Source organism: Methylomonas sp. LL1, assembly GCF_015711015.1.
Taxonomy (GTDB): Bacteria; Pseudomonadota; Gammaproteobacteria; order Methylococcales; family Methylomonadaceae; genus Methylomonas.
Genome location: NZ_CP064653.1, coordinates 921850 through 939049, shown reverse-complemented (window position 1 = coordinate 939049; position 17200 = coordinate 921850). Strand labels below are relative to the sequence as shown.

Genomic DNA, 17200 nt, shown 5'->3' with positions numbered 1-17200 from the left:
TCCTCTCGTTTCCGATTTCGGCAAACCTTCCCCTCGCCTATTTCCACAGTGGCCGGATTAGCTTTTCCAATAGCCATGGGTCATCGAAATGGCGTTTACCCAGGAAAGCAATGGCATGGGTTCCCCATTGCCGCATGGCGCCGGCGCTCGGCACGCCCATAGGCCAGAGCAGGAATCTTTCCGCTCGCTCGCTGCCCGTTACCAAACCATCCTGATCAAAAAAACTGCGTTGCCGACCGTTGGGCAAAGTCAGCGAGCGGAGTTGGTCGTAATCAAGCGAGTCATACACCACGGATTCAGGCGCGCTTTTTTCCACCGAGATGCGATGGATAAAATGGCTTCCTGAACCGAGATGGATGGCTAGCCGCTGGCCGCGCTTTAGGCCAAGAATCGGCATCGGCGACAAGATCGGTTCGCTGCCGTCTTGGGGTTGTACAACCTTGACCCCTTCGCCCGGAAAGATCTGATAATAACAACCGCAGGGATGTATGCTGTCATAAGCCAGTGGCTTGCCGTCCGGCCCCAGGGTGACGCGCCAAATCAGTCCGTCGAAACGGCCGGCGTAAATATCGATTCGGCTTGCTGCTGGGCGAGCTGGAAACCAGATCAGGTAATTCAGTTGCAGCAACACTTGTCCGCCGTAGCGGGTATGGGAAGGTAGGCGATAAACGCTGGCTTGTGTGGTATCTATGAAATTAATTCCATTTGCGTCGATGCGGGCGCTACCGATCCTATCGTTGTCATTTTCCGTGTCGATGACCCATACCGGCGCAAAACCGGAAAACAATCGAGCCAATTGCTCCGTGGAAGGCTCCGGAATACGCAACGGGTTAGCAGTCGACTGTTGCAGAATCTCGGCAACTTCGGCCGCATCCAGCGTTTCCGGCTTGGCCGGCCCATAGCGGATCGATAGCCCTGCGGCGGAGTGGGGCAATACCGGCGTGATGAAGGGTTCGCGCATTTCCCGCTGCACCCGCCAAACGCCACCGACGATGGCCCAACGGCTCAAAAAATAGAATCCGAACAAGCGCCGCCAAGTCGAATAAGCGTCGGGTGGTTCTACCGCCGAAAGCAAGCGCGCTCGCCGATCCGCCGAATTCAGATCCCGCTCGGCCAGGATTTGTCCGCAGACATTCAATACCGTCCCAACATTAGGCCCATGAGAAGCTATCAGCGAGGATACGGCTTCGGGCGGCAGGTTGCGCCATTCGATCAAACGGACTGTTTCATCCAGCTTTCGCATGCGCTCAAACCAGGCGGCATAAGCCTTCCCTGTCGGTTTGTCTTCCGCGAAGGACGCCAGAAAGCGGTCGAGTCGAAGCTCGGGAAAGTCAGGCACCCGAACCGCCCCGGCATCTGCGGTGCCCTGCTCGGCTACCAACCGGTCAAACTCAGTAAAAAGGCGCTCGCAGTCTACTTCCCGCATCGCCGGCGCAGCGGGAGAAAACCATTTCGATCCGGCGCAGGCTGAAAGAGTTAAGGCAAGGATAGCGACCAATGATGAGACCAGCAGGCTACGCTTCATCATAAAGCCGATTAATTGATGGCCCTCGGCCAAGGACCGACATCGCCACAACGCAAGAAAGCCGAGCTTGTCGGAAGGAGCCGTGAAAAAGATGAACTTAAGACGCATGACGAGCCTCCGGACCTTTATCGGCGGTTTTTTGCGCTAGGGTAATAAAGCCTTTGCCATGCGGCTAAACCCAATTATCCGATTAACTGCCCCGGTCAAAGGTTCAAAAGTGTCTCGAAACGCCAATAAGGCAAGCTGGTTCCGCTCCCGGATGAAGCTCGGCGCGAAATGTTACCATTCGCCCGAGCTTGTTTAACAACCCTTGCGGAAGAAAGCCCCCGTCATGGCATTAAGTCTTGTTGGTCTTTTTGGTTTTCAAGTCGCGTGCTATTGCGGATTGGATCATCAACACGCCACCATAAGTCACCGCGGCAAAGAGTAGCGTGGAAATCACGAATTCGCCCGGAAGAAAACTAAACAGACCGATCAAAGAAACCAGTCCGAAAATAATATATTTGTACGGATTTTGCGATTTGCCCATACCGCCGCCTAGACTGAGTTCAGTCGATTAATGAGTGCGGCTTAACTATAAAGGCTTACAATAAATATACAATACCGATATTTATTGATGCTTTATTGTTGATTAGGAAATAATAGATTGTAACTCAGGCGATCGACGCAAGATGAAAGGCTATATTCGCGACCCCCAAAAGCAATCGGCGGAATTAGAAAAACCGTGAAACCTAGGCACGAGGCATGCCCAAGCTGTTCGTAATAGGGCTACGCTATCCGAACAGCCCTAGGTTATCGAGATAACTCACCAGTACAAATTAGTCGTCGGCGTGCTCATGAAAGTACATTTGCAGAGCCATTTTTGTGCGTAAATTGTTTTGGCGCATCTGCATAATCAAACGCATGAACAACTCCCGCAGCACAAAATAGCCTGTCGCGGGATGGCCATCGAGGTAAGCGATCAACGCGGGACCGTCTACCTTAAAGACTTCGCAATCGGTTAATGCCTTAACCTCCGCACTACGCGGCCCGCCATCAAACATGGAGAGTTCGCCGAAAACGTCGCCATCCGCCAAGCGGGTGATGCGTGCCGGCTGGTCGTAGGCATCGTCATGCAGGTTGTAGCTGACTTCTACTTCTCCGTGTCTAATGATAAACAAATCTTGCCCTTCGTCGCCTTCTTCGACTATGGGGCTATTGGCGGGATAGGAGATTTTTTCAGAAGCAACCGTGGCAATAAAGTCGGGATCGGAGAACAGCGCGGTTAATTTTTGCATAGTTTTTTATCCTTTTAAAACATTAGAACTGGGCGACACAACGAAGGCCATTCCGGAAAATACGCCGCCAGCCAGCTGCCAAAACTAAACAATGGCCGACGTAAGGTTATTATAGACCCTTCGGGGTTTGGTAAGTCCGATGGGATTTACCTTTTGTGCATCAACTCTCGCCGCTTGGACAATTTCGCACGCCCGAAACGGATGCAGTTTTAATCAGTGAATGGGCAACCGTCGTATTGCGCACATATTGGCGTCCGACATTAATACGTTTAAACGCTTAAGCTCCCCGCCGTGATCAATATCTGGTTGGGTCTTTCACCATGATGGAGCAACTCGCGGCACTATAAAGCTTCTGGTTAAACCAGTTGATCGTACCGGTCTTCCTAACACCTCTGTCCGGATCGTTGAGGTAGACGATACCCGGTTCGACGCCGGTGAGCACGATTACATGACAGGCACCGTACCACATCCCGCAGCACCAGAGCGGGCCGGAATTGGTCAGCATTTGGGTGAGACTCTCTACGCTGTAGTTGTTGGCCATTGGCAAGCCGATCATGCCGACGTTCTTAGCCAACGTGATGAATTCGGCCCAGTAGAGCGGTTGCGTTGCGGCCCGCGCGTAAGCCTCGGGCACCGTATTCATTGGTCCCTGACGATGAGTCTTCTGTTGGTGGTACAACCAGATCATCATAGCCGCAGTGTGCCAGCAGCAGTTAGGCATTTCCTGCGCCAACAGCGGAACATCAAGTTTGATTGCCATCGTTCTTCTCCCCTTGGACACAGTGGGCACTGAAGGCAGTGTCACGGCGCTGACAAATTGTGGTCGGTGCGGGATAACTTTATATACCAGAAAAAATATAGGGGCAACTATTATCAAAAGCCAACTGGTTGGCTACAAACCCATGGAATATCAATAGGCGCGAGTTATATTGCGCTCAGGTTGGCTCCGGATAGTTTGGCGCATTATGTATCGCCAACTAAATTCACGGCAAAATTTCAACCGTCGTGCCCGCATCAACGGCATTCCAGAGTAAATCCATATCATCGTCGCTCAACGCCACACAGCCCTGGGTCCAGTCGAAAAAGCGGCTGATAAACCACAGCCAACCCAGACCGTTGCGCTGGCCGTGTATCATGACTTGTCCGCCGGGATCGACGCCGCGTTGCTTGGCGGCGGCAACGTCTTTCGAATTAGGATAGGAAATGTGAATAGCTTTATAAAAGGCGCTGGCCGGATTTTTGTAATCCAGCCGGTACATGCCTTCCGGTGTGCGTCCGTCGCCTTCCTGAAGTTTGTGGCCTTGCGGATTGCGCCCCAGACTGACCGGAAACTCGTAAAGCACTCGGCGACCGTCCAACACTTGTAGCTTATGAGCCGCCTTGTAAATCCTGACGCCGTCGGCAACCGCTGCCACCGGCATCGAAGCGGAAAAAAAGACCATCAAAACCGCCGCCAGCCTAGCCATGGCGGCTACTGATTTACCCCACCCAAACCCGTGCATTTCTGAACATCCGCAGCCAAGCGCCGTCTTCCGACCAATCAGCCGGATGCCAGGAGTTCTGCACGGCGCGGAAGCAACGCTCGGGATGCGGCATCATGATGGTGAAACGACCGTCGGAAGTAGTCAGGCCGGTGATGCCATTCGGCGAACCGTTGGGGTTGGCCGGGAAGGCTTCGGTTTCGTTACCGTAGTTGTCGACATAGTTGATCGCAACCTGCGCGCTAGCGGGATTTTGCTCACCGAACTCCGCCCGCCCTTCGCCATGTGCGACGACGACCGGCAGCATTGAACCTTCCATGCCGGTAAAGAAAATCGACGGCGATGCCTGTACCTTGACCATCGCCACCCGCGCCTCGAACTGCTCGGACAAATTGCGCTTGAACTGCGGCCAATGCTCGGCACCGGGAATGATGTCTTTCAGCCCCGACATCATCTGGCAACCGTTGCAGACGCCCAAACCAAAGGTATCCTTGCGGGCAAAGAAAGCCGCGAATTCGTCACGCGCCTTGGCGTTGAACAAAATCGACTTGGCCCAGCCGCCGCCGGCACCCAGCACGTCGCCGTAGGAAAAGCCGCCGCAAGCCACGAGACCTGTGAACTCGCTCAAGCTAACCCTGCCGCTGATGATGTCGGTCATGTGCACGTCGATCGCCGCGAAACCGGCCCTATCGAAGGCCGCCGCCATTTCGACATGGCCGTTGACGCCCTGCTCGCGCAGGATCGCGACTTTTGGCCGCGCCGCACCAGCAAATTTTGCGGCGATGTCGTCGTTGAGGTCGTAAGTCAAGACGACCGACAAGCCAGGATCGCTATCGTCGGCGATACGCTCGAATTGCTGGCGGGCGCAATCGGGATTGTCGCGCAGAGCCTGCATCCGGTAACTGACTTCCGACCAGGTTTGCTGCAGTTCGGCGCGTTCGGCGCTAAAGAGTTCATTACCGTTTTGAACGATACGCAGCCGTTGACCTGAGACCACCTTGCCGACGATGTGCGTGAACTCATCGAGTCCGGCTTGATCCAGCAGGCGGGCGATATGATCCAGCTCGGATTTTTTAACTTGCAGCACCGCGCCCAACTCTTCGTTGAACAAGGCCGCCAAGGCGTCGCCGCCCAGTTCGGAAATATCCAGATCGACGCCTTTGCGGGCCGCAAACAGCATCTCGGTTACGGTCGCCAGCAAGCCGCCGTCGGCGCGGTCGTGATAGGCCAAAATCAAGCCTTGTTCGTTCAAGGATTGGATGGTATCGAAAAAACGTTTGAATAAACCGGCGGCGTCCAAATCCGGCGCTTGGTTGCCGATCTGGTTGTAGACCTGGGCCAGCACCGAGCCGCCGAGGCGATTTTTGCCCTGCCCCAGATCGATCAGCAGCAGCACGCTATCCGAATCCTTGAGTTCCGGCGTCAGCGTCTTGCGAACATCCAGCACCGGAGCGAAAGCGGTGATGATCAGTGACAACGGCGAAGTCATGGTCTTTTCGACGGATAAGGATGTGCTAGTGTCGTGGGAAACAGGATGTTGTGAACGACCGACGGACATGGATGTGCTAGTGTCGCGGGAAGCAGGATGCTGAGAGCGACCGCTTCCGCCATCCTTCCAAACGGATTTCATCGACAAGGAGTCTTTGCCGACCGGAATTGCGATGCCCAATTCCGGACACAATTCCATGCCCACCGCCTTGACGGTATCGAACAGGGCCGCGTCTTCGCCGGGGCTACCGCAAGCCGCCATCCAGTTGGCCGACAGCTTCACGTCATTCAATTTGCCGATTCGGGCCGCCGCCAGATTGGTCAAGGCTTCGCCTATTGCCATGCGTCCGGAAGCCGGACCGTCGATAACGGCTAATGGCGTGCGTTCGCCCATCGCCATCGCTTCACCGCTATGCGCATAAAAACCGGAGGCCGTCACCGCGACATCGGCCACCGGTACTTGCCATGGGCCTATCATTTGATCACGCGCCACCAAACCTGTCACCGAACGGTCGCCGATATGGATCAAGAAGCTCTTGTCGGCCACGGCCGGGAACGCCAGCACGCGCTTGACGGCTTCGGCCAGCTCGACATTTTGCAGAACCAAGTCCGGCAATTTTTTTTGCAGTCGTTTTACATCTCTGTGCATTTTCGGCGGCTTGCCGAACAGCACCGACATCGGCAAGTCGACAGGACTACCGCCCAGCCATTCGTCGCTCAAAGTCAGATATTCCTCGTCGGTGGCATGGCCGATCACCGCATACAAACAATGCTCGCGTTTGCAAAAGGACTCGAACAGTTCCAGCGACTCGGGTTTGATCGCCACCACATAGCGTTCCTGGGCCTCGTTGCACCAGATTTGCATAGGCGACATGCCCTTATCGGCATTTTGCACCTTGCGCAGTTCGAAACGGCCGCCACGGTCGCAATCGTGAATGATCTCAGGCACGGCGTTGGACAGCCCGCCGGCGCCGATGTCGTGGATAGAGACGATAGGCGTATTGTGCCCTAAGGAATTACAGTGATTGATCACTTCCTGGCAGCGGCGCTCCATTTCCGGGTTTTCGCGCTGCACCGAAGCAAAATCCAGCTCCGCCGCGCTTTCGCCGGAGGTTTGCGACGATGCCGCACCGCCGCCCAAACCGATCAGCATCGCCGGACCGCCGAGGATCACGATCAAGGAACCGGCCGGAATTGGATGCTTGTCGACCAGCATCGGCCGGATGTTACCCATGCCGCCGGCGATCATGATCGGCTTGTGATAGCCGCGATATTGATTGGGCTCTCCAGTTTCCGAAGGCTGTTCGAAGCTGCGGAAATAACCGGCGATATTGGGACGACCGAATTCGTTGTTGAACGCCGCGCCGCCTATCGGGCCTTCCAGCATGATGTCCAAGGCCGAGACGATACGTTCCGGCTTGCCGTAATCGGCTTCCCAAGGTTGCTCGAAACCGGGAATTTTCAGATGCGAAACGCTGAAACCGGTCAAGCCGGCCTTGGTCGCCGAACCTCTGCCGGTGGCGCCTTCGTCGCGAATCTCACCGCCGGAACCGGTCGCCGCGCCGGGATGCGGGGAAATCGCGGTCGGATGATTGTGGGTTTCCACCTTCATCAACATGTGCGCCTGTTCCTCGACATAGCCGTAGGCATAGTTATTAGCCGCGTCGCGGATGAATACCTTAGTGGTCGGGCCTTCCAGAACAGAGGAGTTGTCGCTGTAGGCCGACAACACGCCTTGCGGGTTCAGAGTGTGGGTGTTGCGTATCATCGCGAACAGCGACTTGGCTTGTTCCTCGCCGTCTATGGTCCAGCTGGCATTGAAGATTTTATGCCGGCAATGTTCGGAGTTGGCCTGGGCAAACATCATCAGCTCGACATCGGTCGGGTTGCGGCCCAGATTGGTAAAGCTGTCGGTCAGGTAATCGATTTCATCGGCCGACAAAGCCAGACCCAATTCGGTATTGGCCTTGACCAAAGCCTCCCTGCCCTGTTCTATGATGGCGACGCTTTGCAGCGGTTTGGGCTCATGCTCGGCGAACAAATCCAGCTCGGCTTCATAATAGACGACCTGTTGAATCATCCGGTCGTGCAGCAAGGCCGCCAGTTGGTGTTTGACGGCGTCGCTCAATTCCGAGGATGAGACGATGGTATATTCGATACCGCGCTCGATGCGCTTTACCGCTGTCAAACCGCAACGTTCGGCGATTTCAGAGGCCTTGCTGGACCAGGGTGAAATAGTGCCCAGACGCGGAACGACCCACAACTTGTCACCCTGCAAGTCCGCTACCGGCGTGGCGTATCCGTAATCCAGCAACCGCTTCAACATTTCAACTTCCGCATCCGCCAATCCGGCCTCGAGCTGGACAAAATGCACGAAACGGGCCGACACGGCTTGTATGCCACTATCCAGACTTTGCAACTGGGTGAGTAATTTTTCGATACGAAACGATGAAAGGGCTGCGGTTCCGGGAAGTGTCAACATGGCGATCTTGAATTATGGGTAAAGCGTTTAGAAATAGCTGATGAAGGTTCGTTAACTGTAAAAATTAACCTGACTATTCAGCGAAGTTCGGGATAGGAGCAAATTAACTTAAATACCCCAGGTATATTCGCCCGCTTGAAACTAAAGGGCAAATCTCCCAAGGGCGCAAGGAAATTCGCCGCCGGTTAATGTTCGTGATCCCAATGGCGATGTCCACGCCTCAAGATCGACAAAATATAAAACCTGATTATTCCTGCTTGGCGGGATTATCCGGCGCTTTCGGTTCGGGCTCGGATTCTAGTTTAGGCTCGGTTTCTGGCTTAGGCTCGGCTTCGGCTGGGCCCTTGTTCGCGTCCTGAGTCTGAACCTCGTTGATGGCGTCGGTAATCAATTTCAACAAGGCATTGGCCGTGGCATCGGACAAGGAAACACCCGCGCTATCCTGTATTGTGACTTGAGACAATTGAGGTTCGATTTGCCGCACGGTAATCCGATATTCTTGTTCCTGACTCGGATCGTCGCCAAAAAAGAAATTCAATTCGTCCCAAATACTTTCATCGGTGGCCTTGACGGCATGCAGATCGAATTTGACATAAAAATAACCTTTGTCGATGTTACGCTCGACCACTTCCAGCTTTTGCCGGCTCAAAGCCCTGCCCACCATCCTTACCGCTTGGCTTTTCGGCTGATCGATCTGCAAGCTGCTGACGCCGCCGGCAACCACGGGTTGCTCGACCGGTTTGCTCTCATCTTGATCGGGATTTTTGACGGATTCCGTTTCAGCGGCCGAGATAACAGTGGCCGCTTGCGATTCGGTTGTAGCAACTTCAGCGGCAGTTGGTTCCGCTTCCGCTTCGGCCGGATATCTGGAGCCGGAAACGGATTCAGCTTCGGAAACAGGCGGTTCGGCGGACTGCGGGCTCAGACTGGCCAAGCCCTTGTTCTTCAAATCGTCCGGCACTATCAGCTCCGGAATTTCGGAGGTAAATTGATAGTCTCGTTCTTTATCCGGAAACCAGCTTTTGATGGTGCCGCAGGCCGGGAGAACTCCCACCAGCAACCCTCCGGTTATCCAGCGCAGGATAAGTTTGTTATTCATACCTATAAAACGCCTGCCTGCTGCATCGCGGCGCGCACCGGTGGGATGCACTCCTCGCTCAGCCAGGTTAGCGGCAAGCGTATGCCCTTGCCCATCAGGCCCATTTCCGCCACCGCCCATTTCACCGGAATCGGGTTGGATTGGATAAACAGACTGCCGTGCAAGCCGGTCAATTTGGCATCCAGCGCCTCGGCCGTGGCACGGTCGCCGCGCATGGCGGCGGCTATCATATCGCGTAGCAGTCTAGGCGCGACATTGCCGGTAACGGTGATGCTGCCGTTACCGCCCAGCAGACAAAACTCAAGACTGGTGGCGTCGTCGCCGGTGTACAGCGCAAAATCGTCGCCGGTCAAGTCGCGGATTTGTTTGACCCGCTCCAGCTTGCCGGTCGCTTCCTTGACGCCGACGATATTGTCGATATGCGACAAGCGGCCGACCGTTTCCGGCAGCATGTCGCAAGCGGTACGTCCCGGCACGTTGTAAAGGATTTGCGCAATATCGACCGCTTCGGCAATGGCTTTGTAATGCAGATACAAACCTTCCTGGGTCGGTTTGTTGTAGTAAGGCGTGACCAACAAGCAGGCATCGGCCCCGGCTTGTTGGGCTCTTTGGGTCAGACGAATCGCTTCGCGGGTACAGTTGGCGCCGGTCCCGGCAATCACCGGCATGCGGCCAGCCACGCAATCGACGATGGTCTTGATCACATGACAATGTTCGTCTTCGTCCAAAGTTGCCGATTCGCCGGTGGTACCTACCGCGACCAGCGCATCCGTACCTTGCTCGACGTGAAACTCCACCAGCTTTTTCAGACTAACGTCGTCCACCGCGCCGTCTTCAGTCATCGGGGTTACCAAAGCAACGATACTACCTTGAATCATGCAAATCTCTCGTCAGAATTTTTCCAAAAACAGCCGGCATTATAACAAGCTCGGCCACAAAACCCAGCCTGTTATATTTGCTTGCCGGCCAGAAATTTATCCAGGGCATTGGCAAACTTTTGCACATCCCTGGCCGCCATCGCCGCCGCGCCACCGGATACCTGGCCGTTGTTACGCATTTCCTCCATGAAATTACGCATCGCCAGCTTTTCGCCGATGTTGTGCGCGCCATACACCTCGCCGCGCGGATTGATCACATCTCCCTGCCGCTCAATCACTTTGGCCGCCAACGGAATGTCGCCGGTAATGACCAAATCCCCGCCCCGCATATGCTTGACTATGTAATCATCCGCTACATCAAAACCGCCGCCTACCCGAATGGCCCGAATGTATTTCGACGGCGGCGTGGCAATCGATTGATTCGCGACCAGCTGCAAAGCCAACTGGCGTTTTTGCGCGGCACGAAACAACACGGTTTTAATCAAGTTGGGGCAAGCATCACCATCCACCCAAATCGTCAGACTCATGATGAGGAAGGAGACTCGGGGTGCTCCGGTTTCACGCGTACAAACCAACCGTAATACAGTGCAAAAGCCACCAGAAACACCAGATAACCCGACCATAAAATATCCGAGACAAAATGTCCGCCGGATGTCATCCGGGTAAAGCCCATGGTCCAGGCCAGCACCAAGGTCAACAGAAAATACAACGGCTTATGATTTTGCGACAAAAAATACAGCACAAAAAAGGCGTAGCCCACCGAGCAATGCCCGCAGACGAAGGATTTATCCGGGGTATGGCCCAATTTCAACGGCGGCACGTACTGATATTCGCCGCCGAATTGCTCGATATGCACCGGTCTCGGCCGCCCCCAATGATCCTTGAATACCAGGTTAACCAGCAGGCCCGGACCAATTAGTATCACCAACAAAATATACAAGGCTCTTCTGCGAAAACGCCGACTGTAAGCATGATAGTGGCCAGCGACATAAACCATTAGCGCGGTTAAGCCGGAAATCACCGTAAACGGAAACGCATAATCATAGAGCAGCTTTAACGGCCACCAATGCTGCAACGGCCAGACTTGCCCACTAGGGTCCGGCCGATAAAACACGGCCGCGGCTCGATAGTCCAGGTCGGTCAACCAGAACAAGACGGTGGTGGCGACCGCCAACAGCAGCAATACCAGCAACTCCAGCCGGGCACGCTTTATTTTTCGATGAGGCATCTCATTCCTTTATGGATAATTGCTTGGCGGCTTCGGGCCAAGCCTTCAGGTTTTCACCTAAATAGAGAAAATAGGGCGACTTCGGGTTGTTGGGATTGGCGATTTCAGCCAAAAACACAAAGCGCTGAAACGCCGCTTTCAGCGACGCAGGCACATTTTCTTCCGCTGTCTCGCCGATTATGAAGGCATTTTTGCCGGCATAGGCCGCCCGCGGTCCCGGCCAGACCTCATACTGACTGATGACCTGTCCGGATTCCTCGAACCGGAATACCTTGGGATGATCGGGCAAATAAAACGCCAGTTGGCTGGCCAAATAGCGATGCCCCAGCGCCACGACGAAGCTATCATCAAGCTTGGGCTGGCTAATCAGGCGTTCGAAGTGAATATTTACCGCCAATTCTTGCCAACTCTTGAAGCGTTTGGTCGGATCGAAGGCACTATCCTGTAGATTCAAGGCCTGCAACAGCAGCGGCAGCACATAAGTCATCGCCACCATCGTATAACCCAGCGCCAAACCGAACTTTAGGCTCCTACGCCAAGCCCCCTCGACCCAGTAGCCGGCTAACAAAATCAAGCCGCTGATATAAAACGGCATCGGCCAGTTGCCTTGGGTTTTTTGCAGAAAGCTCAACAATAACACGCCCAACAGCAAGGCCGGCCCCATCAGCCACAAGAACTGCCGTTCCGCGCTCAAACGCTTGAAACCCGCCGCAGCCTTCAAACTGGTAACCAGCACCATCACAAAAATGACCGGCGACAACAGCAACAATTGATAGAGCAGAAAATCCCTGGCATGCGCGATATGTTTAGCCAAGCCGACCGCTTCATGATTGCCGAAATGGCCCTTGCTGTGTCCGAACATGACCCAGTCATGTTGCTGATTCCACAGTAAAATCGGCAGCGCCGCCGCCAGCATCGGCAACAGGTATAGCCAATACTCGCGCTTCAGATAAGCACGGCGTTGCCGGTCGCAAGCCAAAAAAACCAGCAACATCAAGGGCAGCGCCAAAGCCGCCTGCTTAGTCAATAAAGCCGCGGCACTGGCGCAACCGGCCCATAACCAGGCGCGCGGCTGATGATCGAATAAAGCCCTGCGCAAATAATACAGCGCCATCACCCAGAAGCAGTACAAGGGCGGATCGATGGTCATCAAAAAATTGGCCAACACGTTGATTGGCGTTGCCAATATCAGCAACAAAGCCAGTGCGGCCGCGCGCGAACCGTAAAACGCTTTGGCGGTGGCGTGAAAATAGCCCAGAAAAACAGTGCCCAGCACCACGGCCGGTAATCGCACGACAACGGTATAGCCGCCGAACAGCCAAGTAAAAGCCCCTATCAGCCAAGCCACCATCGGCGGTTTGCTGTAATAACACCAATCGGGCTGGCGCGACCAATCCCAGTAATAACTTTCGTCGCCGATCAAGTCCAGCCCATTGGCCAGCAAAAAACCGCCACGCAACAGCGCCAGTGTCAACAACAAGCCGATAAGGTGCTCGTCGATCCAGCGCAAGGATTTTTCAAACATCGATCGCTACTCCACTTTTTCCAGATAATGCAATTGCAATTGCAGACTGCGCTGACCCCGGTATTCATTGATATCCAGTTTATAGACGGCATTAACCTTGCGGCAACCCAGCCAATTTTCCGGCTTGTCGGCAAAAAACGCGATCGCGTCTATCAACAAATCACTGAACGGCGGCTTTAACACGAATTTGAGATGCTGCTTTCCGACGATGCGGCACTGATATACATCAAAAACACCGTCAAAAGCCGGCTCCGGAAAGGCTTGCCCCCAAATGGCCGCCTGCTGTAATTGCTCGGCGAATGCCAGAGTCAGGTGTTGCATATCCAGTTGGCCATCGGACCAGGCTTTTTGCTCCAGATCGGCCTGGCTCAGCTTGGCCGCCACCGCATCGGCGAACAACAAGGCAAAATGCGGATAATCGTGCAATTTGATGCTGAGCCCGGCCGCCATTGCATGGCCGCCGAACTTACTGAGTATCTGCGGATGAGCGGCGGCAATATCGCTCAATACATCGCGAATATGTACGCCCTGAATGGAACGGGCCGAGCCTTTCAGTTCGGCCTTATCGGCCGGGGCAAAAGCTATCACCGGCCGGTGCAACCTATCCTTGATTCGCGACGCCAGAATGCCTATCACACCCTGATGCCAATTGGCGTCGTAGAGACAGACACCGGCCGGCACGTGTTTTTCATCCAGCGCCTTCATCTCGGCCAGCAATGCCATGGCCTCGTTTTTCATCTGGCCTTCGACTTCCTTTCTATCCTGGTTCAAGGCATCTAATTGCTCGGCGATATCCCGCGCCAATCCGGCATCCTCGGTCAACAGACACTGGATACCCAGCGACATATCATCCATCCGGCCGGCCGCATTCAATCGCGGCGCAATCGCAAAACCCAGATCGGCCGCGTGAATATTCGGCAACGAGCGACCGGAGACTTCGACCAAGGCCTTGATCCCGGCTTGGCACTGCCCGGACCGGATACGCAGCAAGCCCTGATGCACCAAGGCGCGGTTGACTCGATCCAATGCAACCACGTCGGCCACCGTACCCAGCGCCACATAATCCAGCAACTGGGCCAGATTGGGTTCGGGAATCCGGTTTTGTTCGAACCAGTGCAATTCCCGTAGCCGTATCCGCAAGGCCATCAGCACATAAAACATCACACCGACGCCGGCAATATTGCGGCTGGGAAACTTGTCCTCGGGCAGATTGGGGTTGACGATAGCGTCGGCCTCGGGCAACTGCTGGCCCGGCAAATGGTGATCGGTGATCAGCACTTTAATCCCGGCGGCCTTGGCCACCCTGACACCCTCCACGCTGGAAATGCCATTGTCGACCGTCAGAATCAGGTCCGGGCCTTGCCGCTTAACCCATTCGACGATTTCCGGCGTCAGGCCATAGCCGTATTCGAAGCGATTTGGGACCACAAAATTCAGGCACTTGAATCCCAGCAATGCCAAGCCCTTGATCGCCAGAGCGCAACTCGTGGCGCCATCGGCATCGAAGTCGGCCACCACCGTCAAGGCTTGTTGCTGTTTGAGGGCCGTGATCAAATGTTCGACCATGACTTGCATACCGCCGAGCAGCCAAGGTGATGGCAATGTCGACAGAGTCCGCTCCAGTTCGTCGGCCTGTTGGATACCGCGACTACTGAAAATGCGTTGCAGCACCGGATCAATGTCGCCGAGTTGAACCTTGCCGACGGCTTGCGGCCGCTGGACTATATTTTTTTTGACGCCTTGCAGATACATATCAGGAAATAAAAAAGCCGGCAACAGCCGGCTTTTGAATACTCATCAGGGTGATTACATATTATCCAGAATCGCTTTCTTAACCGCATCCAATGTGGCTTCGATAGTCACCGGATGCGCATCCTTGCATTGACTGATCGCGGTATCCGGATCCTTGATGCCGTTGCCGGTCAGGGTACAAACGATACGGCTGCCTTCGGGAATTTTACCGGAACCGATATCCTGCAAGGCGCCGGCCAGGGAAGCGGCGGAAGCCGGTTCGCAGAATATGCCTTCGTAGGCCGACAGCATTTTTTGCGCGGCCAAAATTTGCTGGTCGGTTTGTGAATCGAACCAGCCGCCGGATTCTTTTTGCGCATTCCAAGCCAAATCCCAGGATTGCGGATGGCCGATGCGGATCGCTGTGGCCACCGTTTCCGGATGGTCTATCATTTTGCCGGCCACAAATGGCGCGGCGCCGGCCGCTTGATAACCGCACATCACCGGACGTTTGTCGGTCACGGCTTTGTGCGCTTCACTGTCGCGGGCATATTCGCTATAACCTTTCCAGTAAGCGCTGATGTTGCCGGCGTTACCCACCGGTAAACAATGGTAATCCGGCGCGTCGCCGAGTTCGTCGACGATTTCGAATGCGGCGGTTTTCTGGCCTTCGAGACGGAAGGGGTTGATCGAGTTGACGATGGTGACCGGCGCATGATCGGCAATTTGCTTGACGATGCCCATGCCGGCATCGAAATTGCCGTTAATTTGAATGATTTTCGCGCCATACATCAGGGTTTGCGCCAGTTTGCCCAGTGCGATCTTGCCTTCCGGAATCAACACGAAGGCTTTAATGCCGGCGCGAACCGCGTAAGCGGCGGCCGATGCCGAGGTGTTGCCGGTCGAAGCGCAGATGATGGCTTGACTGCCTTCTTCCACGGCTTTGGTCACAGCCATTGTCATCCCCCGATCTTTAAAAGAACCGGTCGGATTCAAGCCTTCGAATTTAACGTAAATGTCGACGTTCTTGCCGATCAGGCGCGGAATGTTTTGCAATTGAATCAGCGGCGTGTTGCCTTCGCCCAGACTAATCAGGCGCGTCGTGCCGGACACCGGCAAGCGGTCGCGATAATGTTCGATAAGTCCCGTGTAGCGTGTGTTTGTTGCCATGTTTTATCCTAAGGTTTCCAAGCGAATGCGCGCAACTTTGCCGCTGACCGTTGCCAGGGCCTCGATTTCCGCAATCGCCGCGTTCATTTCTTTTTCCAAGGTCTGTTGCGTCAACAGAATGATGGGTACCGAAGTTTCGCCTTGCGGAGGCTCTTTTTGAATTAGAGCCTCAATGCTGATAGTGTGGGCCGCCAAAATTCGGGTCACGTCGGCCAGTACGCCGGGTTTGTCTTCGGCGGTCAAACGCAGGTAGTACGCGGTTTTGATCGCATCGGCCGGCAATACCGGAATGTCGGCGATAGCGTCGGGCTGGAAGGCCAGATGCGGAACCCGGTTTTCCGGGTCGCTGGTCATTGCCCGCACCACATCGACCAAATCGGCCACCACGGCCGAAGCGGTAGGCTCGGCGCCGGCGCCGGCGCCGTAATACAAAGTCGGGCCGACTGCGTCGCCGCAGACCAGCACCGCATTCATCACGCCGTCGACATTGGCGATCAACCTGCGTTTCGGAATCAAGGTCGGATGCACGCGTAGCTCGATACCATCCTCGGTTTTGCGGGCGATGCCCAGATTCTTGATTCGATAGCCCAGGGCTTCGGCGTATTCGACGTCCAGCCGGGTGATCTTGGTGATGCCTTCGGTGAAGACCTTGTCGAACTGCAACGGAATCCCGAAAGCAATAGAGGCCAGGATAGTCAGCTTATGACCGGCGTCTATGCCCTCGACGTCGAAAGTCGGATCTGCTTCCGCATAACCCAAGGCTTGCGCCTCGGCCAATACGTCGGCAAAGTCGCGGCCCTTGTCGCGCATTTCGGTCAGAATGTAGTTGCCGGTGCCGTTGATAATGCCCGCCAGCCATTTGATACGATTGCCGGCCAGACCTTCGCGAATGGCCTTGATGATCGGTATACCGCCGGCCACCGCCGCCTCGAACATCACCATCACCCCCTTCTTGCTGGCCTCGGCGAAGATTTCGTTGCCGTGCAGGGCAATCAGGGCTTTGTTGGCGGTGACCACGTGCTTGCCGTTGGCGATGGCGGACAACACCAGTTGTTTGGCCATGTCATAGCCGCCGATCAATTCGACCACGACATCGATATCGGGATCGTTGACGATTTCGAACGGATCGGCGGTCAGCGCAATACCCTGGGTATCGCAAATCCGTTTCTGAGCCAGATGACGCGCGGAGGCTCGACTAACCACAATTTCTCGTCCCGCCCGGCGCGCGATTTCCTCGGCATTCCTTGTTAGTACGTTGACGGTGCCGCCACCGACAGTCCCCAATCCCAAAACCCCTACTTTTACCGGCTTCAAAC

The 17200-nt window shown here is 55.1% G+C and carries 14 protein-coding genes; all 14 read right to left on the bottom strand.

Annotated features, from left to right (window positions below):
* Positions 1–37: 37 nt before the first annotated feature.
* Positions 38–1633, bottom strand: a complete 1596-nt coding sequence (locus tag IVG45_RS04785; protein ID WP_196436741.1) for a hypothetical protein — start codon at positions 1631–1633, stop codon at positions 38–40.
* A 229-nt stretch (positions 1634–1862) separates the two neighbouring features.
* Entirely contained in the window at positions 1863–2054 is a 192-nt protein-coding gene (locus IVG45_RS04780) for a hypothetical protein (RefSeq protein ID WP_196436740.1), read from the bottom strand.
* A gap of 289 nt (positions 2055–2343) precedes the next feature.
* Positions 2344–2802, bottom strand: coding sequence for a cyclic nucleotide-binding domain-containing protein (locus tag IVG45_RS04775; RefSeq protein ID WP_196436739.1), 459 nt, complete (start codon positions 2800–2802; stop codon positions 2344–2346).
* 295 nt (positions 2803–3097) lie between these two features.
* A complete protein-coding gene (locus IVG45_RS04770) occupies positions 3098–3562 on the bottom strand; it encodes a papain-like cysteine protease family protein (RefSeq protein WP_196436738.1) in 465 nt (154 codons plus the stop codon).
* A gap of 223 nt (positions 3563–3785) precedes the next feature.
* Positions 3786–4304 (bottom strand): L,D-transpeptidase family protein, encoded by a 519-nt coding sequence (locus IVG45_RS04765; RefSeq protein WP_196436737.1) that lies wholly within the window; start codon positions 4302–4304, stop codon positions 3786–3788.
* Positions 4282–8253: a phosphoribosylformylglycinamidine synthase gene (purL, locus tag IVG45_RS04760; RefSeq protein WP_196436736.1), complete on the bottom strand. Its 3972-nt coding sequence runs from the start codon at positions 8251–8253 to the stop codon at positions 4282–4284. The genes IVG45_RS04765 and purL overlap by 23 nt, the downstream gene beginning before the upstream one ends.
* 247 nt (positions 8254–8500) lie before the next feature.
* Positions 8501–9352 (bottom strand): outer membrane protein assembly factor BamC, encoded by an 852-nt coding sequence (bamC, locus tag IVG45_RS04755; protein ID WP_230874760.1) that lies wholly within the window; start codon positions 9350–9352, stop codon positions 8501–8503.
* Between the two features lie 2 nt (positions 9353–9354).
* The gene (gene dapA, locus IVG45_RS04750) at positions 9355–10230 is read right to left on the bottom strand and encodes a 4-hydroxy-tetrahydrodipicolinate synthase (RefSeq protein ID WP_196436735.1); all 876 of its coding nucleotides are present in this window, start codon (positions 10228–10230) and stop codon (positions 9355–9357) included.
* Positions 10231–10301: 71 nt separating this feature from the next.
* Complete coding sequence (locus tag IVG45_RS04745; protein ID WP_230874759.1) at positions 10302–10757, bottom strand: YaiI/YqxD family protein; 456 nt, start codon at positions 10755–10757, stop codon at positions 10302–10304.
* Entirely contained in the window at positions 10754–11458 is a 705-nt protein-coding gene (locus IVG45_RS04740; RefSeq protein ID WP_196436734.1) for a phosphatase PAP2 family protein, read from the bottom strand. Before IVG45_RS04740 ends, IVG45_RS04745 begins: the two co-directional genes overlap by 4 nt.
* A 1-nt stretch (position 11459) precedes the next feature.
* Entirely contained in the window at positions 11460–12983 is a 1524-nt protein-coding gene (locus tag IVG45_RS04735) for an ArnT family glycosyltransferase (RefSeq protein ID WP_196436733.1), read from the bottom strand.
* Positions 12984–12989: 6 nt separating this feature from the next.
* Positions 12990–14735, bottom strand: coding sequence for a single-stranded-DNA-specific exonuclease RecJ (gene recJ / locus IVG45_RS04730; protein WP_196437924.1), 1746 nt, complete (start codon positions 14733–14735; stop codon positions 12990–12992).
* 54 nt (positions 14736–14789) lie between these two features.
* Positions 14790–15884, bottom strand: coding sequence for a threonine synthase (gene thrC / locus IVG45_RS04725; RefSeq protein WP_196436732.1), 1095 nt, complete (start codon positions 15882–15884; stop codon positions 14790–14792).
* 3 nt (positions 15885–15887) lie between these two features.
* A complete protein-coding gene (locus tag IVG45_RS04720; protein WP_196436731.1) occupies positions 15888–17198 on the bottom strand; it encodes a homoserine dehydrogenase in 1311 nt (436 codons plus the stop codon).
* Positions 17199–17200: the final 2 nt, after the last annotated feature.

What these genes read in the sequence shown, in the direction of transcription:
- IVG45_RS04765 (WP_196436737.1), bottom strand. Translation starts at nt 4,304, where the DNA reads ATGCACGGGTTTGGGTGGGGTAAATCAGTAGCCGCCATGGCTAGGCTG.
- IVG45_RS04735 (WP_196436733.1), bottom strand. Translation starts at nt 12,983, where the DNA reads ATGTTTGAAAAATCCTTGCGCTGGATCGACGAGCACCTTATCGGCTTG.
- IVG45_RS04775 (WP_196436739.1), bottom strand. Translation starts at nt 2,802, where the DNA reads ATGCAAAAATTAACCGCGCTGTTCTCCGATCCCGACTTTATTGCCACG.
- IVG45_RS04780 (WP_196436740.1), bottom strand. Translation starts at nt 2,054, where the DNA reads ATGGGCAAATCGCAAAATCCGTACAAATATATTATTTTCGGACTGGTT.
- bamC (WP_230874760.1), bottom strand. Translation starts at nt 9,352, where the DNA reads ATGAATAACAAACTTATCCTGCGCTGGATAACCGGAGGGTTGCTGGTG.
- purL (WP_196436736.1), bottom strand. Translation starts at nt 8,253, where the DNA reads ATGTTGACACTTCCCGGAACCGCAGCCCTTTCATCGTTTCGTATCGAA.
- dapA (WP_196436735.1), bottom strand. Translation starts at nt 10,230, where the DNA reads ATGATTCAAGGTAGTATCGTTGCTTTGGTAACCCCGATGACTGAAGAC.
- IVG45_RS04745 (WP_230874759.1), bottom strand. Translation starts at nt 10,757, where the DNA reads ATGAGTCTGACGATTTGGGTGGATGGTGATGCTTGCCCCAACTTGATT.
- IVG45_RS04785 (WP_196436741.1), bottom strand. Translation starts at nt 1,633, where the DNA reads ATGCGTCTTAAGTTCATCTTTTTCACGGCTCCTTCCGACAAGCTCGGC.
- recJ (WP_196437924.1), bottom strand. Translation starts at nt 14,735, where the DNA reads ATGTATCTGCAAGGCGTCAAAAAAAATATAGTCCAGCGGCCGCAAGCC.
- IVG45_RS04740 (WP_196436734.1), bottom strand. Translation starts at nt 11,458, where the DNA reads ATGCCTCATCGAAAAATAAAGCGTGCCCGGCTGGAGTTGCTGGTATTG.
- thrC (WP_196436732.1), bottom strand. Translation starts at nt 15,884, where the DNA reads ATGGCAACAAACACACGCTACACGGGACTTATCGAACATTATCGCGAC.
- IVG45_RS04770 (WP_196436738.1), bottom strand. Translation starts at nt 3,562, where the DNA reads ATGGCAATCAAACTTGATGTTCCGCTGTTGGCGCAGGAAATGCCTAAC.